Annotated in this window: 25 protein-coding genes; 11 read left to right on the plus strand and 14 right to left on the minus strand. The window is 69.5% G+C overall.

Going from position 1 to position 25808, the window contains the following annotated elements; genetic code table 11:
- Positions 1 to 33 precede the first annotated feature (33 nt).
- On the plus strand, positions 34 to 1335 hold the full coding sequence (locus ACIBQ6_RS15700) for an MATE family efflux transporter (RefSeq protein WP_397212539.1): 1302 nt from the start codon (positions 34 to 36) through the stop codon (positions 1333 to 1335).
- A gap of 122 nt (positions 1336 to 1457) precedes the next feature.
- Positions 1458 to 2927: an APC family permease gene (locus ACIBQ6_RS15705; protein ID WP_397212540.1), complete on the plus strand. Its 1470-nt coding sequence runs from the start codon at positions 1458 to 1460 to the stop codon at positions 2925 to 2927.
- On the opposite strand, the gene ACIBQ6_RS15710 is transcribed toward ACIBQ6_RS15705, so the two are convergent.
- From ACIBQ6_RS15710 to rpsF, 7 genes are all read right to left on the minus strand, one after another.
- Positions 2924 to 3667: an amino acid ABC transporter ATP-binding protein gene (locus ACIBQ6_RS15710; RefSeq protein WP_397212542.1), complete on the minus strand. Its 744-nt coding sequence runs from the start codon at positions 3665 to 3667 to the stop codon at positions 2924 to 2926. The two genes, ACIBQ6_RS15705 and ACIBQ6_RS15710, sit on opposite strands and share 4 nt — an antisense overlap.
- A complete protein-coding gene (locus ACIBQ6_RS15715; RefSeq protein WP_397212544.1) occupies positions 3664 to 4503 on the minus strand; it encodes an amino acid ABC transporter permease in 840 nt (279 codons plus the stop codon). Before ACIBQ6_RS15715 ends, ACIBQ6_RS15710 begins: the two co-directional genes overlap by 4 nt.
- Before the next feature lie 17 nt (positions 4504 to 4520).
- The gene (locus tag ACIBQ6_RS15720; protein ID WP_397212546.1) at positions 4521 to 5399 is read right to left on the minus strand and encodes an ABC transporter substrate-binding protein; all 879 of its coding nucleotides are present in this window, start codon (positions 5397 to 5399) and stop codon (positions 4521 to 4523) included.
- Positions 5400 to 5582: 183 nt separating this feature from the next.
- Entirely contained in the window at positions 5583 to 6029 is a 447-nt protein-coding gene (gene rplI, locus ACIBQ6_RS15725; protein ID WP_352322940.1) for a 50S ribosomal protein L9, read from the minus strand.
- A gap of 14 nt (positions 6030 to 6043) precedes the next feature.
- Entirely contained in the window at positions 6044 to 6280 is a 237-nt protein-coding gene (rpsR, locus tag ACIBQ6_RS15730; protein WP_020543048.1) for a 30S ribosomal protein S18, read from the minus strand.
- Between the two features lie 63 nt (positions 6281 to 6343).
- Positions 6344 to 6901, minus strand: coding sequence for a single-stranded DNA-binding protein (locus tag ACIBQ6_RS15735; RefSeq protein ID WP_352322941.1), 558 nt, complete (start codon positions 6899 to 6901; stop codon positions 6344 to 6346).
- A gap of 148 nt (positions 6902 to 7049) precedes the next feature.
- Positions 7050 to 7340, minus strand: coding sequence for a 30S ribosomal protein S6 (gene rpsF / locus ACIBQ6_RS15740; protein ID WP_026214314.1), 291 nt, complete (start codon positions 7338 to 7340; stop codon positions 7050 to 7052).
- A gap of 266 nt (positions 7341 to 7606) precedes the next feature.
- Between rpsF and ACIBQ6_RS15745 the strand changes: the two genes are divergently transcribed.
- Positions 7607 to 7849, plus strand: a complete 243-nt coding sequence (locus tag ACIBQ6_RS15745) for a hypothetical protein (protein WP_358291234.1) — start codon at positions 7607 to 7609, stop codon at positions 7847 to 7849.
- A gap of 58 nt (positions 7850 to 7907) precedes the next feature.
- On the opposite strand, the gene ACIBQ6_RS15750 is transcribed toward ACIBQ6_RS15745, so the two are convergent.
- Positions 7908 to 8087, minus strand: coding sequence for a hypothetical protein (locus ACIBQ6_RS15750; RefSeq protein WP_357973985.1), 180 nt, complete (start codon positions 8085 to 8087; stop codon positions 7908 to 7910).
- A 76-nt stretch (positions 8088 to 8163) separates the two neighbouring features.
- Here ACIBQ6_RS15750 and ACIBQ6_RS15755 point away from each other — a divergent pair, with 76 nt between their 5' ends.
- Positions 8164 to 8907: a deoxyribonuclease IV gene (locus ACIBQ6_RS15755; protein ID WP_357973988.1), complete on the plus strand. Its 744-nt coding sequence runs from the start codon at positions 8164 to 8166 to the stop codon at positions 8905 to 8907.
- A 75-nt stretch (positions 8908 to 8982) separates the two neighbouring features.
- Here ACIBQ6_RS15755 and ACIBQ6_RS15760 read toward each other — a convergent pair whose 3' ends face one another.
- The 4 genes from ACIBQ6_RS15760 to ACIBQ6_RS15775 form a co-directional block, all read right to left on the minus strand.
- On the minus strand, positions 8983 to 10047 hold the full coding sequence (locus ACIBQ6_RS15760) for a mannosyltransferase family protein (RefSeq protein WP_397212548.1): 1065 nt from the start codon (positions 10045 to 10047) through the stop codon (positions 8983 to 8985).
- Entirely contained in the window at positions 10044 to 11360 is a 1317-nt protein-coding gene (locus ACIBQ6_RS15765; RefSeq protein ID WP_397212550.1) for a glycosyltransferase family 87 protein, read from the minus strand. The genes ACIBQ6_RS15760 and ACIBQ6_RS15765 overlap by 4 nt, the downstream gene beginning before the upstream one ends.
- Positions 11357 to 13819, minus strand: a complete 2463-nt coding sequence (locus ACIBQ6_RS15770; protein ID WP_397212552.1) for a transglycosylase domain-containing protein — start codon at positions 13817 to 13819, stop codon at positions 11357 to 11359. Before ACIBQ6_RS15770 ends, ACIBQ6_RS15765 begins: the two co-directional genes overlap by 4 nt.
- 231 nt (positions 13820 to 14050) lie before the next feature.
- Positions 14051 to 14437 (minus strand): DUF5318 family protein, encoded by a 387-nt coding sequence (locus ACIBQ6_RS15775; RefSeq protein ID WP_352322948.1) that lies wholly within the window; start codon positions 14435 to 14437, stop codon positions 14051 to 14053.
- A 133-nt stretch (positions 14438 to 14570) separates the two neighbouring features.
- On the opposite strand from ACIBQ6_RS15775, the gene ACIBQ6_RS15780 reads away from it, so the two are divergent.
- Both ACIBQ6_RS15780 and ACIBQ6_RS15785 read left to right on the plus strand, forming a co-directional pair.
- Entirely contained in the window at positions 14571 to 15155 is a 585-nt protein-coding gene (locus ACIBQ6_RS15780; protein ID WP_352322949.1) for a PadR family transcriptional regulator, read from the plus strand.
- A gap of 13 nt (positions 15156 to 15168) precedes the next feature.
- Positions 15169 to 16248, plus strand: coding sequence for an inositol-3-phosphate synthase (locus ACIBQ6_RS15785; protein WP_352362269.1), 1080 nt, complete (start codon positions 15169 to 15171; stop codon positions 16246 to 16248).
- 26 nt (positions 16249 to 16274) lie between these two features.
- On the opposite strand, the gene idi is transcribed toward ACIBQ6_RS15785, so the two are convergent.
- Positions 16275 to 16859, minus strand: a complete 585-nt coding sequence (gene idi / locus ACIBQ6_RS15790) for an isopentenyl-diphosphate Delta-isomerase (protein ID WP_358291226.1) — start codon at positions 16857 to 16859, stop codon at positions 16275 to 16277.
- Positions 16860 to 16954: 95 nt separating this feature from the next.
- Between idi and ACIBQ6_RS15795 the strand changes: the two genes are divergently transcribed.
- Positions 16955 to 18244, plus strand: a complete 1290-nt coding sequence (locus tag ACIBQ6_RS15795; RefSeq protein WP_397212554.1) for an MFS transporter — start codon at positions 16955 to 16957, stop codon at positions 18242 to 18244.
- Here the strand turns inward: ACIBQ6_RS15795 and ACIBQ6_RS15800 are convergent.
- On the minus strand, positions 18224 to 19648 hold the full coding sequence (locus ACIBQ6_RS15800) for a CCA tRNA nucleotidyltransferase (protein ID WP_397212556.1): 1425 nt from the start codon (positions 19646 to 19648) through the stop codon (positions 18224 to 18226). The two genes, ACIBQ6_RS15795 and ACIBQ6_RS15800, sit on opposite strands and share 21 nt — an antisense overlap.
- Before the next feature lie 130 nt (positions 19649 to 19778).
- Between ACIBQ6_RS15800 and ACIBQ6_RS15805 the strand changes: the two genes are divergently transcribed.
- The 4 genes from ACIBQ6_RS15805 (at position 19779) to ACIBQ6_RS15820 (ending at position 25805) form a co-directional block, all read left to right on the plus strand.
- Positions 19779 to 20303 (plus strand): YbaK/EbsC family protein, encoded by a 525-nt coding sequence (locus ACIBQ6_RS15805; RefSeq protein ID WP_358291220.1) that lies wholly within the window; start codon positions 19779 to 19781, stop codon positions 20301 to 20303.
- Between the two features lie 44 nt (positions 20304 to 20347).
- Positions 20348 to 22456, plus strand: a complete 2109-nt coding sequence (locus ACIBQ6_RS15810) for a DUF6049 family protein (protein WP_397212558.1) — start codon at positions 20348 to 20350, stop codon at positions 22454 to 22456.
- On the plus strand, positions 22453 to 24057 hold the full coding sequence (murJ, locus tag ACIBQ6_RS15815; RefSeq protein ID WP_358291217.1) for a murein biosynthesis integral membrane protein MurJ: 1605 nt from the start codon (positions 22453 to 22455) through the stop codon (positions 24055 to 24057). Before ACIBQ6_RS15810 ends, murJ begins: the two co-directional genes overlap by 4 nt.
- A 230-nt stretch (positions 24058 to 24287) precedes the next feature.
- Entirely contained in the window at positions 24288 to 25805 is a 1518-nt protein-coding gene (locus ACIBQ6_RS15820; RefSeq protein ID WP_397212560.1) for a serine/threonine protein kinase, read from the plus strand.
- Positions 25806 to 25808: the final 3 nt, after the last annotated feature.

Below are 25808 nucleotides of genomic sequence, written 5' to 3' on the forward strand. Positions count from 1 at the left end.
CCCGACACGCCGTGTAATGGCCATAATAGACAAATGCCCATTACACCCCGGGACCGGGAGATTCTGCGGCTCGCGCTGCCCGCGTTCGGCGCGCTGGTCGCCGAGCCGCTCTTCCTGCTCGCCGACTACGCCATCGTCGGCCACGGCCTCGGCACCACGGCGGTGGGCGCGCTGGGCGTGGCGGGGGCCGTCCTGGCGACGCTGGTGAACCTCTGCGTCTTCCTGGCGTACGGCACGACGGCGTCCGTGGCGCGGCAGAGCGGCGCCGGCAACCACGGGCGGGCCATGCGCAACGGCGTGGACGGCATCTGGCTCGCCCTGGCCATCGGCGTCGCGCTCATCGCCCTGGGCTGGCCGCTCGCGCCGGCCATGGTGGACCTGTTCGGCGCCGGTCCCGACCAGGCCGCGCTGGCCGTGACGTACCTGCGGATCAGCCTGCTCGGCGCGCCCGGCATGCTGGTCGTGCTGGCCGGCACCGGGGTGCTGCGCGGCCTTCAGGACACCGTCACGCCGCTGGTGGTGGCCGTGGGCTCGTTCGCGCTGAACGCGGCGCTGAACGCCTGGTTCGTGCTCGGGCTGCATTGGGGCATCGCCGGGTCCGCCTGGGGCACCACGCTGGCCCAGACGCTGGGCGCGGCCGTCTACCTGGTCGTGGTGGTCCGGGGCGCGCGACGGCTCGGCACGCCGCTCATGCCCGACCTGGCGGGCGTCCTGCAGGCCGGTACGGCCGGTTTCGCCCTGCTCATCCGTACGGTGTGCCTGCGGATCGTGCTCATCGTGGGCACGGTGGTCGCCACCAGGATGGGCCAGGCCGAACTGGCCGCGTACGCCATCGCCGGCCAGGTGTGGAACCTGATGGCCTTCGCCCTGGACGCGATCGCGATCGCCGGCCAGGCCATCACCGGACGCTCGCTGGGCGCCGGTGACACGGTCGCCACCAGGGCCGCGACCAGGCGGATGATGCAGTGGGGCCTGTGGTCGGGCCTGGCGCTCGGCGTGGTGGTCGTGGCGGCCAGGCCGTTGCTGCCCGGCCTGTTCGGCGCCGACCCGGCCGTGACCGGCGAGCTGCTGGCCGTGTTGTGGCCGGTCGCGCTGTTCCAGCCGATCTGCGGGGTGGTGTTCGTGCTCGACGGCGTGCTCATCGGCGCGGGCGACCAGCGCTACCTGGCCTGGGCCGGGGTGTGGACGACGCTGGCGTACCTGCCGGCGGCGTTCCTGGCCGCCGGGTTCGGCGTGGTCGCGCTCTGGTGCGCGCTCGGGGTGTGGATGATCGCCCGGTTGATCACCCTCGGGCGGCGCGCGGCCGGCACGGCCTGGCTGGTGACCGGCGCGTAGCCGATCCGACCAGCCGCGTCCCCCCTTCGGACGCCCGGACGCCGGGCCACCGTAATCGTCCTGTGCTTGCCGTTGTCCAAGTGGTGAGACAGAGTGGGCGAGTTCCCTGAGCGGGGTGTTCCGTGTCCACGATTCTTCGACGACTGCCACCGTCAGAGGCGACCGGGTTACGCACCGGCGCCCGGCACAGCCTGTCCGAGGTCTACCGCCCGGCCGACCTCGTCGTTCTCGGTCTCGGTGTGATCATCGGCGCCGGCATCTTCAGCATCGCCGGCGAGCAGGCCCACACCATGGCCGGTCCCGGCGTGATCCTCTCGTTCATGATCGCCGGTATCGCGTGCCTGCTCGCCTGCCTGTGCTACGCCGAGCTGTCGTCCACGATGCCGACGTCGGGCAGCGCCTACACCTTCACGTACGTCATCTTCGGCGAGGTCTGGGCCTGGATCATCGGCTGGGCGCTGATCCTGGAGCTGCAGTTCGCCGCCGCGGTGGTGGCCAGGGCGTGGGCGTCCATCGCGGTCAAGGCGGTCGCCGACTTCGGCGTACGGGTGCCGCGAGGCGTGGACGACGTGCTCGTCCTGGTCATCCTGGTGCTGCTGACGGGCATCGTGGCCCTCGGCGCGCGGGTGGGGCTGCGGGCACTGTGGATCATGGTGTCGGCCAAGCTGCTGGCCATCGGGGCGGTCATCGTCGTGGGCCTGACCCACATCGACGTGGCCAATTACGGCGACTTCTACGTCGAGCCCAAGGCCCTGCCCGTCCGCCCGCAGACCGTCATCGAGCTCTTCGCCGGGCACGGCATGGCCTTCGGCTGGTTCGGGGTCTTCGCCGCGGCCTCGGCGATCGCGTTCGCCTACATCGGCTTCGACATCGTCGCGACCTCGGCCGAGGAGAGTGTCAACGCGCCGAAGTCCGTGCCCAAGGGCATGATCCGCAGCCTGGTGATCGCCACGGTCATCTATCTGGCGGTCGCGCTGGTCATGGTGGGCATGGTGTCGTACACGAAGATCAGCGGGGACGCGCCGCTGTCCAGCGCGTTCCGCGCCGTGGGCGTGGACTGGATGGTGCACGTCATCGACGCGGGGGCGGTGCTCGGGCTGACCACCGTGATCCTGGTGCTGATCGTGGGTCAGACGCGGGTGCTGTTCTCGATGGCCCGCGACGGGCTGATCCCGCGCGGCCTGGCCACGGTCAGCCGCAGGTACCACACGCCGTCGCGGGTGACGCTGGTGATCGGGTTCATCGCGATCGTGCTGGCCGAGTTCGTCCCGGTGCTCACCATGCAGGAACTGGTCGTCATCGGGACGTTGTTCGCGTTCCTGTTCGTGGCGGCGGGCGTGATCGTGATGCGGCGGCGCATGCCGCACCTGGAACGCGGCTTCCGCGTGCCGCTCTCGCCGCTGCTGCCCGCGCTCTCGCTGGTCGCCACGCTGTGGCTGATGCTCAACCTGCGCCTGCTCACCTGGGCGTGGTTCGTCCTGTGGATGGCCTTCGGCCTGCTGGTCTACCTTCTGTACGGCCGCCGCAACAGCCTGCTGGCCACCCCGCGGGAGGCCCCGGCCGAACCCGGCCGGGGCCGTCACCGCCGCTAGAGGCGGCCGGATTCGAGCACGCTGCGCAGGAACTCCCTGGTCCGCGGCTGCTCCGGTGCGGCGAAGATCTTCTCCGGCGGCCCCTTCTCCACCAGCACCCCGTCGTCGAGGAAGCACACGGTGTCGGAGATGTCGCGGCAGAAGCTCATCTCGTGGGTCGTGAGGATCATCGTCATGCCCGACTCCTTGAGCTCCTTGATGATCCCCAGCACCTCCACCACCAGCTGGGGGTCGAGCGCCGAGGTGACCTCGTCCAGCAGCATGAGCCTCGGCTGCATGGCCATCGCCCGGATGACCGCCACCCGCTGCTGCTGCCCGCCCGAGAGCTGGTCGGGGTACGCGCCGGCCTTGGCCGCCAGCCCGAACCTGGCCAGCAGCTCGTGCGCCTGCTCCTCGGCCTGTTCCTTGGACGTCCTGAGCACCCGCCGGGGCGCGAGCGTGATGTTGTCCAGCACGCTCATGTGCGGGAACAGGTTGAACGCCTGGAAGACGATGCCGAGCCGCTTGCGCACGTCGTCGACGTCCACGCGGGGGTCGGTGATCTCCTGGCCGTCGAGGTGGATGGCGCCGTCGTCCACGGTCTCCAGCAGGTTCACGCAGCGCAGGAGGGTGGACTTGCCCGACCCGGACGCGCCGATCAGGCTGACGACCTCGTGCGGCTGCACCTCAAGGTCGATCCCGCGCAGCACGCTGTGGCCGTGGAAGTTCTTCCACACCCCTTCGATGGTCAGCAGGCTCATGCGCCACGCCTCCTGCGCGTACGGGCGGCCAGGTGGTCGGTGAACCTGGCCATCGGGATCGTGAGCAGGATGAACACCAGCGAGGCGACCAGGTAGGGGGTGTAGTTGAACTTGCTGGTGGCGATGATCTGGGCCTGCCTGAGCGCCTCCAGCGGCCCGATGGTGGCCACCAGCGCGGTGTCCTTCTGCAGCGAGACGAAGTCGTTGAGCAGCGGCGGCACGACCCGGCGGGTGGCCTGCGGAAGCACCACGAACCGCATGGCCTTGAAGTGGCTCAGGCCCAGCGAGCGGGCGGCGGCGATCTGGCTCGGATGCACCGACTCGATGCCGGAGCGGAACACCTCGGCCACGTACGCGCCGTACGACAGCGTCAGCGCGATCACGCCCAGCGTCGCCAGGTCGGTCGGGATGCCCTGCAACCGCAGCGCGGGCAGCCCGAATCCGACGAGGTAGATGACCAGGATCGTCGGCACGCCGCGGAAGACGTCGGTGTAGAGCGTGGCCAGGGCCCTGATCGGGAAGAAGGCGGGCGCGGTGATGCCCCTGGCCAGCGCCACCAGCAGCCCGATGATCAAAATCAGCGGCTCGGCGATCAGGAACATCTTGATGTTGAGCAGGAACCCTTCCAGCACCTTGGGCAGCGCGGCGACGAACCACTCGGGAGAGAAGAACGCCTCCTGGACCCGGGGCCAGCCGGGCGAGTTCGTGACCAGGACGACGACCAGGACGATGAACACGATCGTCGAGGCCGTCGCGATCGAGGCCGAGCGGCGCGCCCGCGACCTGCGGACGCGCTCGCGCTCAAGCTGACGTTGCGAGGGGACGTGCTCGCTCACGGGCTTACCGGTCGGGCTCACGACAGTTCGGGCGCGCCCGCCGCCGAGCCCAGCCACTCCTGCTCGATCTTCGCCAGCTCACCCTTCGACTTCAGCGAGTCGACGGCCTTGTCGACGCAGGGCTTGAGCGCGCTGCCCTTCTCCATGACCAGCCCGAACTCCTCCGGCGTGCCGCCGGTCGAGCTGAACTGGCCGACGATCTTGGAGTTCTCCACCTGGGCGGCCGTCACGTAGAACGCGGTGGGCACGTCGACGACGATCGCGTCCACCTGCTTGTTCTTCAGCGCGTTCACGGCGTCGACCTGGTCGTTGTAGACGTTGGGCTCGGCGGACGGCTTGATCACGTCGTTGACGCCGGCCAGCGACGTGGTGCCCACCTGGACGCCGAACTTGGCGTCCTTGAGCTCGGCCAGGCTCTTGGCCTCGGCGAACTTGCTGCCCTTGATCGCCACGACGGCCTGCTTGACCGTGTAGTAGCCCTTGCTGAAGTCGACCGCCTTGGCGCGGTCGGGGTTGATCGAGACCTGGTTGACGTCGAAGTCGAACTGCTTGGCGCCGGGCGCGAACGCGGAGTCGAACTTGACCGTGCTCCACTCCACCTCGGTCCGGTCGAAGCCGAGCTCACCGGCCACCGCGAACGCCACCGCGCTCTCGAACCCCTGGCCGTTGCTGGGGTCGTCGTCCTTGAACCACGGCTCGTAGGCCGGCTTGTCGGTGCCGACGGTCAGCTTGCCGCCGTTGACGAGCTTGAGCTGGTCCTTGGCGCAGGCGTCGGCCGCCGCGGAGCCGGTCGGGGCGGAACCGGTCGCCGTGGCGGCCGGTTGGTCGGCAGGGGCACATGCGACGGCCCCTACCGCGAGCACACCGATCGCAAGCAGCATCGTGGAACGGGCCATGGCAGAGCCTCCAGGGGGAAACACACACAAAGAACGCAGGCATTCTACGCGGCCCCCATAGGAACGAAGTGCGCAGGTCACCAGGCCAGCCGGTCCCGCAGGGGAACGCGCCACCGTGGCAGCCGGTCCCCCGGAACGCGAAAAAGCCCCCCTCCTGACGGAGAGGGGCTTGATCAGCAGTCGTCAGCCGGCCACGACGTCGACGTCGACGGACGCCGACACCTCGGGGTGGAGCTTGACGGTGATCTTGTGCGACCCGACGCTCTTGATCGGGTTGCGGATCTCGATGCGACGGCGGTCGAGGATCGGGCCACCGGCCGCCTTGACGGCGTCGGCGATGTCGCCCGTGGTGATCGAGCCGAACAGCCGGCCCGACTCGCCCGCGCGGGTGGACAGCCGCACGCGCAGGGCGCCGAGCTGGCCGGCGACCTCCTTGGCGGTGCCGAGGTCGCGGATCTCGCGAGCGTCGCGAGCCTTCTTGATGGTCTCGATCTGGCGCTCGGCGCCACGCGTCCAGCGCATGGCGTAGCCGCGCGGGATGAGGTAGTTACGGCCGTAGCCGTCCTTGACCTCGACGACGTCGCCAGGGGCGCCGAGGCCGGAGACCTCGTTGGTGAGGATGAGCTTCATGTCGACAGACCTCCTTAGCGCGCGGTGCTCGTGTAAGGCAGCAGAGCCACCTCACGGGCGTTCTTGATCGCGGTCGCCACGTCGCGCTGGTGCTGGGTGCAGTTGCCCGTCACCCGGCGCGCACGGATCTTGCCGCGGTCGGAGATGAACTTCCGCAGCAGCGCCGTGTCCTTGTAGTCGACGTATGAGATCTTGTCGTGGCAGAACAGGCAAACCTTCTTCTTGGGCTTGCGCAGTGCCGGCTTAGCCATCGTGGTGCTCCTCTCAGAGCCCCGCCTTTCGGGCGGGAATGGACTCGGGCTTGTGGACAGGTGTTAGAAAGGCGGTTCGTCGCTGAAGTCGTTGCCGCCGCCGAAGCCGCCGCCCTGGTTGCCGCCACCGCCGCCGCCGAAGCCGCCGCCACCGCCCTGGTAGCCGCCGCCCTGGGGCGGGGCGGGCGAGGCAGAGGCCCACGGGTCGTCGGCGGGACCGCCGCCGAAGCCGCCGCCACCGCCGCCACCCTGGCGGGTGGTGCGGTTGACCTTGGCCGTGGCGTTGCGCAGGGACGGGCCGACCTCGTCGACCTCGACCTCATAGACCGTGCGCTTCTCGCCTTCCTTGGTCTCGTAAGACCGTTGCTTGAGCCGCCCCTGCACGATGACCCGCATGCCGCGCTGGAGGCTCTCGGCGGCGTTCTCCGCCGCCTGCCGCCACACGTTGCAGGTCAGGAAGAGGCTTTCGCCATCCTTCCACTCGTTGGTCTGGCGATCCATGAACCGCGGAGTGGACGCGATGCGGAATCGAGCCACCGCTTGACCCGTCGGGGTGAAGCGCAGCTCCGGGTCGTCGACAAGATTGCCGACGATGGTGATTACGGTGTCGCCTGCTGCCATGGCTAGCGCTCGCCTTCCTGCACGCCTTCGCTTGGGTTACGGCTCAGAGTACGGGTGCTCTCCGACAAAAAGCCGGTGGTCGTCAACAAGAAACCCGCTCGTTGAGCCGCCTCCCGGAGGGACGGCCCACTTCGCGGCTTTCCTGTGGCTAGTGCACGTCCGGGCGCAGGACCTTGGTGCGCAGAATGCCCTCGTTGAGGTTCATCTGGCGGTCGAGCTCCTTGACCGTCGCGGGCTCCGCGGACAGGTCGATGACGGCGTAGATGCCTTCCGACTTCTTGTCGATGTCGTAGGCGAGACGGCGACGGCCCCAGACGTCGACCTTCTCCACGGTGCCGCCGTCGTTGCGGACCACGGTGAGGAACTGGTCGAGGGACGGCGCGACAGTGCGCTCATCGAGCGAAGGGTCCAGAATGACCATTACTTCGTAACGACGCATGCGGGACTCCAACCTCCTCTGGACTTTTGCGGTCACGACACTCTGCCGTGACAGGAGGACGCTGACGTCAGGCCGCGGCGCCCCATTTCGGCGCCCCGGGGCGATGGGTCACCCATCACAACGCAGCGCTGCCCAGGTTACCAGCCACGAGTAGGTGGGAAGGCCTGTAGGAAACCAAGGGGGTGGCGGCTGTGCCACATGTGCTTCATCCCTCAGAGAGGGAGCGGTTCAGGCTCACGCTCAACACCGACGGACGCTCTCACCCGGTGGAGAACGGCCTGGCGATCGCGACACTGGTGTGCGGGCTCGTGGCGTTCGTCGCCGCGTTCTTCCCCGCCGCCCACGTGATCTCGTCCTGGATCGGCACGCTCGGTTTCGGGACCGGGCTCTACTCGCAGTACATCTCGGTGACCACGCCGCAGCGCTCGGTCAACATCGTCGGCCTGGTGGCCTCGTTCGTGGGGGCCGTGCTCGGCATCGCCCACGGCGGCTTCCTGCCGCATCCTTGACGGGCCTCGTGCCCGCCGAACGGCCCCGGTGACGCCGGGGCCGTCGGGTATATGTGACTCACCTGCCGATGTGCAGGTCGATGCCGAGCAGCACCAGGAACCAGAGGAACACCGCGAGCAGAGCCTCGGCGACGTCCCGGAGGAGACCCGGGGTGATGTAGTCGTAGATCCAGGCGACGTAGATTCCGACGATCACGTAGACCAATAAGATCAGCGCCCGCAGCCGCCAGCGTGTCATGTGCGCTCTCCTCGGGGGTAGGGGGTGCCGGGCGTCTTCCCGGAGGCGGTTCCGCCAAACGGATAAGCTCCTTGACATGGTGCGTATCGGAGCTCACGTCGACCAGGACGATCCCGCCGCTCACGCCGAACGGGTCGGGGCGGAGGTCGTGCAGTTCTTCCTCGGCGACCCGCAGGGCTACGCCAAGCCGGTGCTGCCGGACAAGCCGGTCGAGGGCGTCGACGTCTACATCCACGCCCCCTACCTGATCAACGTCGCCACGACGAACAACCGCATCAGGATCCCCAGCCGCAAGCTGCTCGAACAGCACCTCAAGGCGGCCGCGGGGCTCGGCGCCAAGGGCCTGGTCGTGCACGGCGGCCACGTCAACAAGAGCGACGACCCGCAGGTGGGCTTCGACAACTGGCGCAAGGTGTTCGAGCGCATGGAGTGCCCGATCCCCGTGCTCATCGAGAACACCGCGGGCGGCGGCAACGCCATGGCCCGCAAGCTGGAGCGCATCGCCCGTCTGTGGGACGCGCTCGACGGCTTCGACGTGGGCTTCTGCCTCGACACCTGTCACGCGCACGCGGGCGGCGAGGAGCTGGTCGATCTGGTCGAGCGGGTCAAGGCGATCACCGGCCGGATCGACCTCGTCCACTGCAACGACTCGCGCGACGACTTCGACTCCGGCGCCGACCGGCACGCGAATCTGGGTCAGGGGAAGATCGACCCGGAGCTGATCCTGGCGGTCTGCCGCGCGGCGGGCGCCCCGGTCGTGGTGGAGACGCCGGGCGAGGGCCAGGCCGACGACATCGCGTTCCTGCGCAAGAACCTCTGAACGTCTCCGGACCGAAAGCACACAGCCTGTGGATAACTTCCCTGGATTACCGAGGCGAAGAAACGGGTAGAGGTTTCACCCCGCCCAGGCGCCCGTGAGGAAGCGGGCCGCGTTCAGGTACATGAGCGGCCCGCAGATCATCGCGTACAGCACGATCACCCACGGCTTCCTGGTCGCGACCTTGGCGACCAGGACCCACAGCGGGAACCACAGCAGCAGCGAGCGCGGGATCGACAGGTAGTACGCCGAGGTCATCAGCGCCGCCGCCTGCAACCCGCAGTAGACGGCCTCGCTCCACCTGCGCAGCGCCAGCAGCCACACCAGCACGCCCACCGCCAGCACGGCCCCGGCGATCTCCATGCGGAAGGCCACCGCGAAGTCGTCGGTGCCCATGGCCGAGTTCCACGTCGTGCGCCACGCCTCCCAGGGCCAGACGAAGTCGCGTCCCCAGCCGGCCTCCTGCGCGTGCTTCCACGCCAGCCAGTCGCCCGACCGCCGGTAGTGGTAGAAGGAGTACGCCGCCAGCGGAAGGAACGGCACCGCCAGCCAGCCGGCCCGCCGCCACGACTCCCTGCTCCTGACGAACTCCGCCGCCAGCGCGACCGCCAGGAACAGTCCGGTGATCCGCACGCACGACGCCCCCGCCGCCAGCAGGACGGCCTGCGGCCAGCGTCCGAGCCGGGCGGCCAGCCAGGCGGGGATCGCGAAGGCCAGGAACAGCGACTCGCTGTAGCCCGCCGCCAGGAACACGGCCATCGGGAACAGCAGCAGCGCCAGCACCGCCATCCAGCCGGTCGCGCCCTCGAACTCGGCCAGCCGGGCCAGCGCGACCATGGCCACCGCCCCGGCGACCAGCGAGATCAGCAGCCCGCAGATCGCCCAGTCGGGCACCACGAGATGCACCGCGCGCAGCACGACCGGCAGGCCGGGGAAGAACGCGGGCAGGCCGTCATCGGGTGGTTTGCCCGGTTCGCCGTCGTACCCGTATTGGGCGATGGTGACGAACAGGCCGGCGTCCCATTGGCGCCACTTGCCGGCGTACTCGGCCAGGGTCAGGCCGAGCAGCGTGGACAGCAGGAGCCCGGCCCGCGATCCGAGCCACAGCAGCAGCGCGTCCCGAGCGGCCGAGCGGGTGATCATCTTGTCTTCAGCACGAACCGGTCGGGGGCGTCGTCGAACACCCCGCCCGCCTGGTCGTCGACGCCGTCCTGGCGCACCACGTCCCGGTCCGGACGCAGGATGTCACGGACGACGAACGCCATCATGATCCCGATGGTGATGACCCGTCCCCAGACGGCGGTGAAGTACGTGTCGTCCCCGATGCCCAGGTCGTCCCTGCTGAGGGGGGGCTGGGCGAGCAGGTAGAGCCAGATCGCCGCGAAGTACCAGACCTCGGCGAGCTGCCACAACGCCAGCGGCTTCCACCTGGGCCTGGCCAGCACCGCGAACGGCACCAGCCACAACACGAACTGCGGCGACCACACCTTGTTCGTCATCATGAAAGCGGCCAGGGCGAGGAAGCAGAGCTGCGCCAGCCGGGGCCGGCGCGGCGCGGTGAGCGCGAGCACGGCGATGCCCAGGCAGAGCGCGGCCAGCGTCACCATGCCGAGGGTGCTGACGTCGGCCTCGCCCAGGACCCCCCAGCCCTTGCGCTGGAAGAACAGCCACGGCGAGCCCCAGTCGATCCCGCGTTCCTGGGAGAAGACGTAGAACCGGCGCCAGCCGTCCCAGGCGAAGACCATGAAGGGCACGTTCACCACGAGCCAGGCCCCCGCGGCCGACCCCAGCGTCACCAGGAACGGCCGCCAGCGCGCGGTCCGCAGCGTGAGCAGGAACAGCGCGCCGAGGAACATCAACGGGTAGAACTTGGTGGCGATCGCCAGCCCGAGCAGCACGCCCGCGAGCACCTGCCGCCTGCGCGCCCAGGCCAGCAGCATGCCCATCGACAGCGCGCCGGCGACCAGGTCCCAGTTGATGTACGCGGCCAGGATCACGGCGGGCGAGATCGCGTACCACAACGCGTCCCACCTGCGGGTGGGCCCGGCCACCGCCGCCATCAGCAGGACGCCGGCCACCAGGCAGACGCCGAGCAGCAGGACCGTGAGGTCGTAGAACCGGACGGCCTGCGCGACCTGGTCGAGCTCCAGCTTCCGCGAGATCCAGGCGATGACCTGCATCACCTCGCCGAGCACCACGGGGTACTCGACCTGCTTGTCGAACGGCACGTCGGCGAAGTACGGGTTCTGGGTCGCGAGCTGCCGGTCGAAGTACAGCGGGTAGATGTCGGTGTAACAGAAGTTCGTGTACGTCTGGACCTGGTCGTTCCATCCACCGGTCCGGCACGGCAGCCGCACGACGTAGCCGAGGACGGCCCCCAGGGCGGCGATCAGCCCCAGGGGCAGGTACGGCACGGCACGCGCCGCCAGCGGGACGCGTGCCTCGGTCGTGGTCACCACTCCTCGTGTCGGGCGCTCATCTGCGAGGTTCCCGTCGGCCGGGAGTCGGGCGCCTTGCCGCCTCCGCCGCCGCTCAGGATGCCGTGGTCGTCGGCCTCGGGGATGCCGGTGTCCTGGGAGTCGTCGGTGACGTCACCGCTGTCGTCGTTGCACGGCGCGACCAGGCAGTTCTGGTCGCTGCCGTCGTCGAAGGGGTTGTCCGCGCCGTCGTCGAACGGGTTCGTGGCGGTCGGCGTCGGCGTCGGCACCGGGCGCTCCACGATGTTCTCCGGCAGGCCGATGTCGGCCTTCTGCGGGAACTGCTCGATCGGCTTGCCCTCGTGGGCGGCGAGCATGAACCGCCGCCAGGTCGCGGTGGGCGGGCCGGCGCCCTCGAAGCCGAGCGAGACCTCCTTGGCCCTGGTATACGGGTTGTCCGTGTTGTACTTCTTGTGCGGCTTGCCGCCGGGAGTCTCCGGGCAGTTGGAATGCATGGGCTGGACGATCTTGCCCGTCTTGGTCACGCACTGCTCGCGGTAGAACCCGACGGCCGTGGAGATCTGCGGGGTGTAACCGACGAACCAGGCTTCCTTCTCGTCGTTGTTGGTGCCGGTCTTGCCGGCCGCGGGCCGGTTGCCGAGGCCCTGGCCGGCGGCGGTGCCGCTCCTCAGCACCTCCTGCATGGCGGTCGTCGCGTCGGCGGCCACCTCGGCGTCGATGACCCTGGTCGAGGTCCGCTGCTCGGGGTAGACGACCTGGCCGTTGAGCTTGACGTCCTGGACCACGTGGTACTTGGTGTACTTGCCGCCGTTGGCGAAGATCGCATACCCGGCGGCCTGCTCGACCGGCTTCACCAGGGCGCTGCCGATGGCGAACTGGAACTGGTGGTCCCTGACGTCCTGGTCCATGCGCCCCTTGTCGAACCCGGCGTTCTCCACGAGCTCCTTCACGTCGTCGAGCTTCCCGGGCAGCTTGTACGCCATCGACACGTACGCAGTGTTGACGGACTGGGCCGTGGCCTTGACCACGTCGACGGCCTGGCCGACGTTGTGGCTGTTGCGGAAACCGTCCTTCTGCTGACCCGGGATGACCTTCGGCACGGTCTGGTTGCCCGGCACGTAGCTCTTGAGCGAGTAACCGGCCTGCAGCCAGGCGGCCAGCACGTACGGCTTGAACGCCGACGCGGCCTGCTTGTTGGCGTCGAAGGGCTCGTTGAACGGGTCGGTGAGGAAGTTCGAGCCGCCGTAGAAGGCCAGGACGCGGCCGTTCCTCGGGTCGACCGCCGCCAGCCCGGCGTGGTACTCCTTCGACCTGGTCGCCAGCTCGGTCTCCACCGCCGTCTTGGCGGCCTTCATGAGGTTCTCGTCGAAGGTGGAGGTGATCTGGTAGCCGCCGCTCCTGACCATGTCGGGGGTGAGCTTGCGCTGCTTCAGCTCCTCCAGCACCTGCGTGATCATGTAGCCGCGCAGGCCCGCGTAGACCTCCTTGGTCTCACCCTTGCGGATCTTCGGAAACTTCGCCTTCGCCGGCAGGTCGCCGTACTTCTGGGGCCACTGCTCGGCCATGTACTTGATGGTCGTGCTCCACCGGTCGCGCAGGCCGGGGTCGTCGGGGCCCCAGCTCGGGCGCTGGATGCGGGCGGCCAGGTAGGCGCCCTGCTCGGGGGTCAGGTCCTTGGCGTGCACGTTCTTGCCGAAGTACGCCTGCGAGGCGGCCTCGACGCCGTAGGCGAGGCCGAAGTTCACGGTGTTGAGGTAGCGGGCGAGGATCTCTTCCTTGGACAGCGACTGGTTGAGCTTGACCGCGACGAAGATCTCCTTGAGCTTGCGCTTGACGGAGACCTCCTGGCTGAGGCCGTCGTAGTAGCCGCGGGCCATCTGCTGGGTGATGGTCGAGGCGCCCTGGAGCTGCTGGCCGGTCGCGGTCATCCACACCGAACGGGCCATGCCCGAGAGGGAGACGCCGGAGTCCTCGTAGAACGTCTTGTTCTCGATGGCGACCGTGGCGTCCTTGACCGTCTCCGCCATCTTGTCGATGGTGACGGTCTGCCGGGGCACGCCGAGCTTGGCGAGGACCTTGCCGTTGCGGTAGTAGAGCGTGCTCTGCTGCGCGACCGCCGACGCCTGCGTGCCCTCGGGCACCGGCGTGAGGTTGTACGCGACCATGATCATGCCGAAGATGCCGGCCGCCAGCACGACCACGCTGGCCACGACGATCTTCCAGCTCGGCACGAACCGGCGCCAGCCGCCGCGCTTCCTGTCCGGCGGGCCGGGCGGCTCGGGCGGCTCGCCCTGCCCGCTCGCCCGGCGCGAGCGCCTGGGCGGCGCGTCGCTGACCATCGTCTCCTGGTTGCTCAGCGAACGCGTGTCCTGCCGGGCCCGGGAGCGGCCGCGCGGCGTCGGTTCCTCGCGCCCCTGGGGCGCCCCGCGCTGGGGCTGCGGCCCGGAGGCGGGGTCGCCGTACGGCTGCGCGGACATCGCGCCCGTCTGCTCGTACGCGGCTTCAGGACGACGCTGTTGCTGCGAGGCACCCCAATCGGAATCGCCGGTTTGGGGAGGAGAACCTGGGGGCACAGAACGGGATGAGTTGGAGCGACGGCGCCTTCCCGGGCGGGCCGTCCCCTCATTCATGCTGTTACTCACACGTCCTCGCATCGTCGTCGGATAAAAACGGCGTATGGGCGTGAGGTGACTCGCCGCCCTCGGTGTTCACGGTTGGCCGACGAGGTCTGGCGGTCCGTTGCCGAGGACGAACGAGACCGTCAGGTGGTTCCAGGAACAACCTTGGCAGACCTCGACGACGTACACCCGGAACTCATCGTAATCATGGGCCATTTCGACAAGCTCTGACGTGGCCTTTGCCTGACCGGCATGCCGTCCCAGCGAATCGCCGAAGACATAGGTCACGTTGGTGACGTTCTCCCTCTCGCACACCGGGCAGAGACGTTCGGTCGGCTCGCCGAACACGCGGGCCGCGCGAAGGAGGTACGGCTGTGCGTCACAGAGGTCCCCGCGCGAGGCACGGCCCACCTCCAGGGAACGGACCGCTGCCCGCTTGGCGAGGCCGTAGTCCACCACCCTCCGCTGTGACCACATGAGCGCCAGACTACGGCGTTTTACCGAATCATCCCAACGGCTTGGCAAATCCTTTGATTGCGGCCTTATAGCGAATCGACGTATCCTCTGGATGTATCGACTCGATACATCGACGCGAGAGGGGGCGGTTCCAGTGGCCAGCGGACAAGGCAGAGTTCTGGAGCTAGCCGTGCTCGGGTCGCTGCACGAACAGCCGCTACACGGCTATGAGCTGCGCAAACGGCTCAACGCCCTGTTGGGCATGTTCCGTGCGTTCTCCTATGGATCGCTGTACCCCTGTCTGCGATCACTACTGGCCCAGGGCCTCATCGTGGAGGAGCAGCCCGCTCCCGCCACGATCGTCGGCGGCCGGTCGAAAATCGTCTACAAGCTCACCGCGGAGGGCAAGGAACGCCTCCAGGAGCTGCTGACCCAGGCCGGCCCGTCAGCCTGGGAGGACGAGAGCTTCGGTGTGCACTTCGCCTTCTTCAGGCACACGGAGGCCGAGGTGCGCCTGCGCATCCTCGAAGGCCGCCGCAGCCGCCTGGAGGAGCGCCTCGACAGCGTGCGCACGGCGCTGGCCCGTACCAGGGAGCGGCTCGACAGCTACACGCTTGAGCTGCAGCGCCATGGGCTCGAGTCGGTCGAACGCGAGGTGCGTTGGCTGAACGAGCTGATCGCCACGGAGCGGCGGGCCTCGGAAGGGCCCGAGAGAGATACCACGTCAACTGATGAGTAAGGGAGCGAGTGCGATGGGTTCGGTTCGCGTGGCCATTGTCGGCGTCGGCAACTGCGCGTCTTCGCTGGTCCAGGGCGTCCACTACTACAAGGATGCGGACCCGGCCGCACGAGTGCCGGGCCTGATGCACGTGAAGTTCGGTGAGTACCACGTAGGTGACGTCGAGTTCGTCGCCGCCTTCGACGTGGACGCCAAGAAGGTCGGCCGCGACCTGTCCGAGGCGATCGTCGCCAGCGAGAACAACACCGTGAAGATCACCGATGTGCCGCCCACGGGGGTGACCGTGCTGCGCGGCCACACCTTCGACGGTCTGGGCGAGTTCTACCGCGAGATCATCGAGGAGTCCGACGAGGAACCCGTCGACGTGGTCAAGGTGCTCCGCGACAACCAGGTCGACGTGCTGGTGTCGTACCTGCCGGTGGGCTCGGAGGAGGCCGACCGTTTCTACGCGCAGTGCGCCATCGACGCCAAGGTGGCGTTCGTCAACGCGCTGCCGGTCTTCATCGCCTCCGACCCCGAGTGGGCCGAGAAGTTCACCGAGGCCGGGGTGCCGATCGTCGGCGACGACATCAAGTCGCAGGTCGGCGCCACCATCACGCACCGCGTGCTGGCCAAGCTGTTCGAGGACCGCGGTGTCGAGCTGCTGCGCACGTACCAGCTCAACTTCGGCGGCAACATGGACTTCATGAACATGCTGGAGCGCAGCCGGCTCCAGTCGAAGAAGATCTCCAAGACGCAGTCGGTCACCTCGCAGATCCCGCACGAGATGGGCAAGGCCGACGTGCACATCGGCCCGTCGGACCACGTGCCGTGGCTCGACGACCGCAAGTGGGCGTACGTGCGCCTGGAGGGCCGCTCGTTCGGCGACACCCCGCTGAACCTGGAGTACAAGCTGGAGGTCTGGGACTCCCCCAACTCGGCCGGCATCATCATCGACGCCGTGCGCGCGGCCAAGATCGCCCTTGACCGGGGCATCGGCGGCCCGATCCTGTCGGCGTCGTCGTACTTCATGAAGTCGCCGCCGGAGCAGTACTCCGACGACGAGGCCCGCGAGTACGTCGAGAAGTTCATCAGGGGCGAGGTCGAGCGCTGACCTGTGGGCCCCTCGCGGCCGCGGCTTCAGCCGCGCGCGGCGGGGGGCAGTTCGTCGTCGGAGGCGGGAGACCAGGCCATCGGGTCGGCGCCCAGCTCGCTGAGCAGCGGCACCTGTTCCCTGCACCACGGTGAGATCGCCAGCAGGCCGCTGCGCACGCCCTCGGCGAACTCCTTCCACGGCATCCAGCGCACCTCGCCCACCTCGTCGGGGTTGGGCGCCACCGGGGTGTCGACCGTGACGCGGTAGACCGGGCACAGCTCGTGCTCGACGATGCCGTTGCCCATGACAGCGCGGTAGGAGAAGCCGGGCAGCATGAGATCGGCGCCGCCGGCGTGCAGGCCGAGCTCGTAGGAGAGCCTGCGGATGACCGCCCGGCCGAGCGGCTCGCCCGGCAGCGGGTGGCCGCAGCAGCTGTTGGTCCAGACGCCGGGCCAGGTGATCTTGTGGCTGGCCCGCCTGGTGAGCAGCACGCGGCCCTCGGGGTCGAAGACGTAGCTGGAGAAGGCTAGATGGAGCGGGGTCTCCCGGCCGTGCACCGACGTCTTGGGCGCGGTGCCGAGCGCGTGCCCCTCGCGGTCGACCAGCACAACGTGTTCCTCAGTGGTCACGCTTTGAAGCGTACGAGATCGCCATGCGCGTTCGGAACCCGCCCGGCCACCTCCGGCGCATCCTATGCCGCGGTGCGCACGGCTAGGCTGACGGGGTGTCATTCGTCGCCGATCTCCGCGTCGTCCTCCAAGGCCGTGACTTCCGACGGCTGTTCGGCACGCGGCTGGTCTCCCAGTTCTCCGACGGGATCTTCCAGTTCGGCGTCACGAACTTCGCCTTCTTCAGCCCCGAGAAGCAGACGACGGCCCTGGCGGTGGCCGCCGGCCTGGCCGTGCTGTTCCTGCCGTACAGCGTGCTCGGGCCGTTCGTCGGGGTGTTCATCGACCGGTGGTCGCGGCGGCAGATCCTGGTCATAGCGCCGTTCGTGCGCGGTGGGCTGCTGCTGGTCGCGGCGGCGCTGGTCGCCTCCGACGCGCCCGATCCCGTCTTCTACGCGGCCGCGCTCGGCGTGCTCGGGGTCAACCGGTTCTTCCTGGCCGCGCTCGGCGCCTCGCTGCCGCACGTGGTGCCGTCCGACCGGCTGATGGCGGCCAACGCGGTGACGCCGACCTGCGGCACCGTGGTCACGTTCGTCGGCGCGGGCGTCGGGTTCCTGCTGCGCGAGGTGCTCGGCGACGGCGACCGGGGCATCGGGCTGCTGCTGGCCGTGTCCGGCGTGATGTTCGGGCTGAGCGCCCTGGTCGCCCGCACGATGGACCGCGCGCTGCTCGGCCCCTCCTACGACCCCGACCAGCCCCAGGCCCGCGAGGCCCTGCGCAACGTGGTCGTGGGCCTGGTCGACGGCGCCCGGCACCTGGCACGCCACCGCGAGGCAGCCGCGACCATGGGCGCGATGGCCGCCCACCGCTTCCTGTACGGAATGGCCACCGCCCTCGGCATCATCCTCTACCGCTACTACTTCACCGACGGCGACCCCGACGCCGCCCTGCGCGGGATCGGCCTGGTGGTGGCCGCCTCCGGCTTCGGCTACTTCCTCGCGGTGATCATCACCCCGTACGCGACCGAGCGGTTCGGCATCGGCCCCTGGGTGGTCATCGCGCTGTGCTCGGCCGGCGTGCTGGCGGGCGCGCTGGTCCTGCCGTTCCAGACGTGGGGGCTGCCGGTGGCCGGCTTCGTGCTGGGCGTGGCCGGGCAGAGCGTCAAGATCTGCGCCGACACGACCGTCCAGCGCGACGTCGAGGACGCCTATCTCGGCCGTGCCTTCTCGCTCTACGACATGCTCTTCAACGGCATGTACGTGCTGGCCGCCGCGCTCTCGGCGGCGATCCTGCCGCCCAACGGCAAGTCGTACCCGGCGGTCGTGATCATCACGGTGGGCTACCCCATGGCGGCGCTGGCCTACCGGATGGTCACGACGTCGTCGTCACGCTCCCAGGCCGTTTGACCGCGCCCAGTCGAGCAGCGCCTGGGTGGCCGCCTCCTTGCCGAGCACGCCCTTGTCCAGCCTGAGGTCGAGCAGGAACTTGTACGCCCGGCCCACCACGGGCCCAGGGCCCACGCCGAGCACGGCCTGGATCTCGTTGCCGTCGAGCTCGGGCCGGATCTTGGCCAGCTCCTCCTCCTCGGCGAGCCGGGCGATGCGCTCTTCGAGCTGGTCGTAGGTGCGCGACAGCGCCGCCGCCTTGCGCTTGTTGCGGGTGGTGCAGTCGGCCCTGGTCAGCTTGTGCAGGCGGCCGAGCAGGTGGCCGGCGTCGCGCACGTAGCGACGCACGGCGCTGTCGGTCCACTCCCCCGTGCCGTAGCCGTGGAAGCGCAGGTGGAGCTCGACCAGCTGGGAGACGTCGGCCACGACGTCCTTGGGGAACCGCAGCTCGGTCATGCGCTTCTTGGTCATCTGCGCGCCGACGACCTCGTGATGGTGGAACGACACCCGCCCGCCGGCCTCGTGGCGCCGGGTCTTGGGCTTGCCGATGTCGTGCATGATCGCGGCCCAGCGCAGGATGCGGTCGGGCTTGCCGTCCTCCTCCTGGGCGATGGCCTGGTCGAGGACGGTCAGGCTGTGCTCGTAGACGTCCTTGTGCCGGTGGTGCTCGTCGATCTCCAGGCGCAGCTTGGGCAGCTCGGGCAGCACGTGCGCGGCCAGGCCCGTCTCCACCAGCAGGCGCAGGCCCTCGCGCGGGTTGGCGCCGCAGAGCAGCTTGTCGAGCTCGTCGCGGATGCGCTCGGCCGAGACGATCTCGATGCGCTCGGCCATCGCGGTCATCGCCGCCAGGACGGCCCGGTCGACGCCGAAGCCGAGCTGGGAGGCGAACCGGGCGGCCCTGAGCATGCGCAGCGGGTCGTCGGCGAACGAGCGCTCGGGGGTGCCGGGCGTGCGCAGCCGCTTGGCGCGCAGGTCGTCGAGACCGCCGTAGGGGTCGACGAACTCGTGGCCGGGCAGGCGCACCGCCATCGCGTTGACCGCGAAGTCGCGCCGCTCCAGGTCGGCCTCCAGCGTCTCGCCGTAGACGACCTCGGGCTTGCGCGACTTGGGGTCGTAGGACTCGCTCCGGTACGTGGTGATCTCGATCAGCCAGTTGCCCTTGCGCAGGCCGACGGTGCCGAAGTCGATGCCGATCGTCCACACGGAGTCGGCCCAGTCCCTGACGACGTCGAGCACCCTGTGGGGGTTGGCGTCGGTGGTCAGGTCGAGGTCGTTGCCGACGCGGCCCAGCAGGATGTCGCGCACGGGGCCGCCGACGAGGGCCAGCTCGTGGCCGTGGTCGGCGAACAGGCGGCCGAGCTCGTCGGCCACCGGTGCGATCTTGCGGAACAGGTCGTGCATCGCCCGCTGCTGGCTTTCGGTCATTGTTGAGTCGGACAAACCCTGTCGGTCCTTCGATTCCGGAACATATCCCCCGAGCCACATCAGGTCCGGGTTACCTTCGGTCTGGGGACCGTCGGGGGCCATGGAACAGGGCGAGACGGAGGAGGACTTCATGAAGGACGCCCTCGCGATCCACCGCTGGCTCCTCGCACACCAGGTCCATCATGAGATCGTACGCCTTCCGCGCCCCATGACTTGCGCGGAGGAACTGCCGGAGACGGTCCGCGCGGAGCCCGGGCGGTGCGTCGTGGTGACCGTGTTCGACGTCGCCACCAGGATCGGCAGCGAGGTCGTCGTCGCCGTCGTCGCCACCGCGGCGACCCCGCCCCAGCCCGGCGTCGTCGGGGGCCTGCTGGGCGCCCGCCAGGTGCGGCCGGCGCCGGCCTTCCTGGTCAACTCGGCCACCGACTACACCGACGGGCTCGTCTGCCCGCTGCTGCTGCCGGAGTCGCTTCCGGTGCTCATCGACGACCGGCTCGTCGCCGACGACATGGCGGTCTTCACCGCCACCGGCGAACGGCACACCGCGCTCTGTCTTCGTGCGCTCGACCTGCTGAATGTCCTCACCGGCAAGACCGTCGACCTGCGTACGCCCCGACCGCGGGGAACACGCGAGGCGGTCGCGCCGCGGCACTGAACCCGTACCATTGCGGGCGTGCGCCGTCGTACCCCAGCTCTGGCATGCGTGTGATCCGTAAGATCGCGCTGCTCGCCGTGATGTCCGTCGCGTCGCTCGCCCCCATGGTGGCGGCGGCGCCGAACTCTGCTGCCACGGTGGAGGCGGCGCGGGAGACGCTCTCGGTCTCCATCACGTCGATCACGCCACAGGTGACGCGCAGCCCGACCGACGAGATCAAGTTCACCGGCACGGTCCGCAACGACACCGGAACCGCGCTCGGCCCCCTCCGCGTACGCCTGCGCTACACCAGCGAGCGTTTCTACGACCGCGCCTCCATGGCGGCGTACCAGAGCGACCAGAACAACGCCACGCTGCCCGGAAACGTCTCCCGCACCTCGGCCATGGACATCCCGGCCCTGGCCGTCGGCGGGCAGGCCACCTGGACGTTCACGGCGACCCCGATCCAGCTGGGCTACCGCGCGTTCGGCGTCTACCGGATCGCCGTCGACGTCTCCCAGAACGAAGTGCCGATCTCGGCGCAGCGCACGTTCCTCACCTATGCCCCGCCCACCACGCCGAAGCTGCCGCGCAACAAGCTGGCCGTCGCCCTGCCCGTCATCGACCAGCCCCACCGCGGCTCCGACGAGACGTTGTTCGTCGACGACAAGCTGAGCCAGTCGCTCAGCGGCAAGGGCCGCCTGGCCGACCTGGCCCGCATCGCGCAGACGGCGCCGAAGAGCGTCACCTGGTTCGTCGAGCCGTCGCTGCTCGACGACCTGAAGGCGATGACCAAGGGCTACCACGTCAAGACCAAGAACGGCACAGAAGGCAAGCCGGCCAACGACACCGCCGGCACCTGGCTGTCCACCATGAGCACGGCGCTGGCCTCCTCCCCCGTCATCGCCACCCCCTACGGCGACCCCGACGTGGCGGCCCTGGCCCATCAGGGGCTCGACGCGCAGCCCGGCCGGGCGATCGAGCTCGGCGGCCAGACCGCCCGGGCGCTGCTCAACCGCAACGCGCAGACCTCGATCAACTGGCCGCCCGCGGGCGTGCTCGACGCCGACGCGCTCGACCTGCTCTCGGTCAGCCCCGGCAAGGTCACCACCGTCCTGCTCAACTCCACCAACCTGCCGCCGCAGCCGCCCGTCGCCCACACGCCCGACGCCGCCGCCACCGTCGACAGCGTCGCCGGCCCGATCAAGGCCCTGGTCGCCGACGCCGAGCTGAGCCGGCTGTTCGAGCCGACCGCGCCCACGACGGTCCTGCTCAGCACGCAGCGCTTCATCGCCGAGACCGCGATGATCGCCGCCGAGGCCGGGCAGGTCGAGCCGCGGTCGCTGGTCGTCGCGCCGTCGCGCCGCTGGGACCCCAACCCGACGCTGGTCACCAGCCTGCTGAAGACCGCGGACAAGCTGCCGTGGCTCTCGCTGACCAAGCTCGAATCGATCAAGCCGAGCAAGGCGGCCACGCCGCGGGCCGAGCTCACCTACACCGAGCAGGACCGCAAGGAGGAGCTGAGCGCCAAGTACCTGGCCCCCGTCAAGGAGGTCGCCACGCAGGCGCAGCTCACCGCCTCCGTCACCGCCTCGGTCGCCGGGACCAGGACGCCCTCGGCCTTCGACGCCGCGGTGCTCAGGCTCACCTCGTCGGCCTGGCGCAACAACACCCGCGCCGGCCGCGCGGTGACCAAGCTCGTCGGCACGGCCGTGGACGAGCGCATCGACAAGATCCAGATCACCGACGCGCCGCGGACGCTGGCCGGCAGCAACGGCGTGGTCCCCATCAGCGTGAAGAACTCGCTGGACAAGCCCGTCACCCTGTACATCGACGTCAAGTCCAACGACCGGAGGCGGCTGCAGATCCAGCCCGTGCCGCCCGATCCGCTGGTGATCGGCGGCAACCAGAGCGGCACGCTGCAGGTGAAGATGGACGCCAGCACCAGCGGCGACGCCACCGTCACCGTGCAGCTGCGCACGATCGACGGCCTGCCCTACGGCAAGCCGGAGCGACTGACCATCCGCACCACCGGCTACACCGGCATCGCCCTGGTCATCGTGGGCGCCGCGCTGACGGTGATGCTCGCCGCCGTCGTGACGCGGATCCTGCGCCGCCGGTCCGAGCGACGGCTCGCGCGAGCGGGCAAATCCCGGGAGAGTGAGACCGTATGAGCCGCATGCTGCGGGCCAGCGCCATCATGGCGGCGGGCACGATGGTGTCCAGGGTCACCGGGTTCGCCCGCACGATGGTGCTGGCCTACGCCATCGGCACCGCGGCGCTGGGCGACTCCTACAACGCGGCCTACGCGATCCCGTACAGCATCCTCGACCTGCTGCTGCTGGGCGTGCTGAGCAGCGTGGTGGTGCCGATGATCGTCCGGGCGCAGCAGCACGACGCCGACGGCGGCCGGGCCTACGAGCAGCGCCTGCTGACGCTGGCCACCGCCGTGCTGGTCGTGGTGGCCGTGCTCGCCGTGCTGGGCGCGCCGCTGCTCATCGACCTGTACACCGACTGGGACCGCGGCAGCATCAAGTTCGAGACCGGGGTCATGCTGGCCCGGTTCATCCTGCCGCAGCTCGCCTTCTTCGGCATCGGCGCGGTCGCCGGCGCCATCCTGAACACCCGCGACCGCTACGGCGCCCCCATGTGGGCGCCGGTGCTCAACAACCTGGTCGTCATCTGCGTGTTCGTGGCCTACGCCGTGGTCGGCAGCGGGTCCGACATCGAGGCGGTCACCACCGGCGACCTCGCGCTGCTCGGTCTCGGCACCACGGCGGGCATCGTCGCCCAGGCGGTGGTGCTGATCGTCGCGCTGAAGCGGGTGGGGTTCTCGTTCGTGCCGCGCTTCGACGTGCGCAACGCCCGGCTGGGCGAGATGGGCAGGGCCGGGGTCTGGACCATCGGCTACGTGGTGGTCACCCAGCTCGGGTTCATGCTGACGACCAACCTGGCCAGCTCGGCGGGCAACGAGGTGGCCGGCCACGGCATCAGCCCGTACACGCTGGCGTTCCAGCTCTTCCAGCTTCCGTACGGGATCATCGGCGTGTCGGTGATCACGGCGATGCTGCCCCGGATGAGCCGGGCGGTGGGCGAGGGCCGGCTCGACGACGTGCGCAGCGAGTTCGGGTCGAGCGTGCGGCTCATCTGCTCGCTCATGGTGCCGGTCTCGCTGCTGCTGATGGTGCTCGGCCCGGCGATCACCGTGCCGATCTACGGCCACGGCGCCAACAGCGTCGCCGACGCCGTCTACATCGGGAACGTGTTGCAGGTCTACGGCCTGGCGCTGGTGCCGTTCGCGGTGTTCCAGCTCCTGCTGCGGGTGTTCTACAGCTTCGGCGACACCCGTACGCCGGTGTTCGTGGGGGCCGGCACGACCGCGGTCAACGCGCTGCTCATGGTGATCTTCTTCGTGCTGCTGCCCGCCCGCTACGCGGTGATGGGCCTGGCGCTGGCGTACGCCGTCGCGTACGGGCTGGGCGCGGTCCTGGCCTGGACGCTGGCCAGCCGCCGCGTCCAGGGCCTGGGCGGCTGGACCATCGGCACGGCGCTGACCAGGATGTACCTGGCCTCGCTGCCCACGGCCGTGCTGGGGCTGCTCACGGTCTGGGTGGTCACTCAGCTGTTCGGTGGTCTCGGTTTCGTCAACTCGCTGATTGTCCTGGCCGTGGGTGGTGGGCTGGGACTGTTGCTCTATCTCGCCGTCGCCCACAGGATGCGCATAGCGGAGGTCAACTCACTCGTTGGTATGGTCGCCAGACGCGTAGGTCGGTAGTAATTGGGAAATCCGGCATATGGACGGACTTGACCACGACGGCTGACGAGTTTCCCGTTGGCAAAGAACGCGGGCGGAATCGACTCGGCACTACCATGGTGCCCGACACGCGCGAATGGAAGCAGGAGGGGCGTGGGCGGATCCACCCGGCATAGCGTGCCTACGTGGGACACCACCACGCAGGTGAGTCGAGTCATGAGCACGCCCGATCGGCCTAGCGGAGAGAGCCTGTGAGCACGTCGGCCGTGGAACCCGGCACCCGACTGGCCGAGCGCTTCCGGCTGGAGGACCGCGTCAGCGAGTCCGACGGCGCGACCCTGTGGAAGGCGATCGACGAGATCCTCGCGCGCCCGGTTGCGGTGCACACGTTCGGTCCCGACTTCCCGCGCGTGCACGAGGTCGTCACCGCCGCCCGTGCCGCGAGCCGGCTCACCGACCCGCGCCTGACGCAGGTGTTCGACGCCGCCGAGGACGACAAGCACTCCTACGTGGTCAGCGAGTGGGTCACCGGCGAGACGCTGACCGACCTGCTCGCCGCCGGCCCGCTGGAGCCCGAGCGCGCGGCCGGTCTGGTGGCCGAGGCCGCCGAGGCGCTGGCGCACGCCCACGAGGCCAAGCTCTACCACCTGTGCCTGCGCCCGTCCCACCTGGTCTGGACGACGGGCAACACGGTCAAGGTGCTCGGCGTGGCCGTCGACGCCGCGCTGTCCGGGCTCACCACCGACCAGCCCGCCCTCGACGACGCCGAAGGGCTGGGCAGGCTGCTGTACGCCGGCCTGACCGGCCACTGGCCCGGCGACGAGGAGGAGGGCGGCCTGCCCGCCGCTCCCATGATCGACGGGCACTTCTGCTCGCCGCGGCAGGTCACCGCCGGCGTCCCCAACTACCTGGACACCGTCACGGTCCGCGCCTGCCTTCCCGAGTCGCGCAAGGGCCAGGGTGCGCTGTCGAGCCCGTCCGAGGTCGCCGAGGCGCTGGCCGACGTGGCCCGGCCCATGCCGATCGCCATCTCCTACCCCTCGACGCCGGCGGTCGCCTCCGCCTCGCACACCGAGGGCCTCGACATCGCCCATCGGCAGCAGCGCACCATGCCGCCACCGCCGCCCGTGCCGCGCCGGCCGCCCAACCAGGGCGGCGGCAGCGTGCTCAACCGGGTGCTGATGACGCTGGTGGTGCTGCTGGTCATCGCCGCCGTGGGCGTCGGCGCCTGGACGATAGGCCGCAGCCTCGGCAGCCCCGCCACCCCCGAGGCGTCGGTCAGCCCGACCACCGGCAAGTCCTCCGCCTCGGCCTCGGCCCAGGCCGTCAAGCCCGACAAGGCCAAGGGCTTCGACCCGCTCGGCGACGACGGCGACGAGAAGTCCGACATCGCCGAGCTGGCCATCGACGGCAAGCCCAGCACGGCCTGGACGACCCAGAGCTACGGCAACGCCGAGCTGGGAAACCTCAAGAAGGGCGTCGGCCTGCTGCTCGACATGGGCAAGTCCATGCAGATCAGCGACGTGGTGGCTACGCTGGGCAAGGCCGGCGGCGCGAGCGTCGAGCTGAAGGTCGGCGACTCCCCCGAGCTCGGCTCGCTCAAGACCGTGGCGACCCAGAAGAGCGCCTCGGGCAAGACCACCCTGACCCCCGACGACCCGGCAAGCGGTCGGTACGTTTTGATCTGGTTTACGCGCGTTCCGGCAGATGCGGGCCAGTTTCGTGGCACCATCTATGAAGTAGTGGTGCATTCTCCCGGATCGGCATAAATC

Origin of the sequence: Nonomuraea sp. NPDC049655, from assembly GCF_044465465.1 — a bacterium.
Classification (GTDB): domain Bacteria; phylum Actinomycetota; class Actinomycetes; order Streptosporangiales; family Streptosporangiaceae; genus Nonomuraea.

What these genes read in the sequence shown, in the direction of transcription:
- ACIBQ6_RS15760 (WP_397212548.1), bottom strand. Translation starts at nt 10,047, where the DNA reads ATGATCACCCGCTCGGCCGCTCGGGACGCGCTGCTGCTGTGGCTCGGA.
- ACIBQ6_RS15735 (WP_352322941.1), bottom strand. Translation starts at nt 6,901, where the DNA reads ATGGCAGCAGGCGACACCGTAATCACCATCGTCGGCAATCTTGTCGAC.
- ACIBQ6_RS15710 (WP_397212542.1), bottom strand. Translation starts at nt 3,667, where the DNA reads ATGAGCCTGCTGACCATCGAAGGGGTGTGGAAGAACTTCCACGGCCAC.
- ACIBQ6_RS15800 (WP_397212556.1), bottom strand. Translation starts at nt 19,648, where the DNA reads ATGACCGAAAGCCAGCAGCGGGCGATGCACGACCTGTTCCGCAAGATC.
- rplI (WP_352322940.1), bottom strand. Translation starts at nt 6,029, where the DNA reads ATGAAGCTCATCCTCACCAACGAGGTCTCCGGCCTCGGCGCCCCTGGC.
- ACIBQ6_RS15785 (WP_352362269.1), top strand. Translation starts at nt 15,169, where the DNA reads ATGGGTTCGGTTCGCGTGGCCATTGTCGGCGTCGGCAACTGCGCGTCT.
- rpsF (WP_026214314.1), bottom strand. Translation starts at nt 7,340, where the DNA reads ATGCGTCGTTACGAAGTAATGGTCATTCTGGACCCTTCGCTCGATGAG.
- ACIBQ6_RS15805 (WP_358291220.1), top strand. Translation starts at nt 19,779, where the DNA reads ATGAAGGACGCCCTCGCGATCCACCGCTGGCTCCTCGCACACCAGGTC.
- ACIBQ6_RS15775 (WP_352322948.1), bottom strand. Translation starts at nt 14,437, where the DNA reads ATGTGGTCACAGCGGAGGGTGGTGGACTACGGCCTCGCCAAGCGGGCA.
- ACIBQ6_RS15755 (WP_357973988.1), top strand. Translation starts at nt 8,164, where the DNA reads ATGGTGCGTATCGGAGCTCACGTCGACCAGGACGATCCCGCCGCTCAC.
- ACIBQ6_RS15810 (WP_397212558.1), top strand. Translation starts at nt 20,348, where the DNA reads ATGCGTGTGATCCGTAAGATCGCGCTGCTCGCCGTGATGTCCGTCGCG.
- ACIBQ6_RS15750 (WP_357973985.1), bottom strand. Translation starts at nt 8,087, where the DNA reads ATGACACGCTGGCGGCTGCGGGCGCTGATCTTATTGGTCTACGTGATC.
- ACIBQ6_RS15700 (WP_397212539.1), top strand. Translation starts at nt 34, where the DNA reads ATGCCCATTACACCCCGGGACCGGGAGATTCTGCGGCTCGCGCTGCCC.
- ACIBQ6_RS15720 (WP_397212546.1), bottom strand. Translation starts at nt 5,399, where the DNA reads ATGGCCCGTTCCACGATGCTGCTTGCGATCGGTGTGCTCGCGGTAGGG.
- murJ (WP_358291217.1), top strand. Translation starts at nt 22,453, where the DNA reads ATGAGCCGCATGCTGCGGGCCAGCGCCATCATGGCGGCGGGCACGATG.
- rpsR (WP_020543048.1), bottom strand. Translation starts at nt 6,280, where the DNA reads ATGGCTAAGCCGGCACTGCGCAAGCCCAAGAAGAAGGTTTGCCTGTTC.
- ACIBQ6_RS15770 (WP_397212552.1), bottom strand. Translation starts at nt 13,819, where the DNA reads ATGTCCGCGCAGCCGTACGGCGACCCCGCCTCCGGGCCGCAGCCCCAG.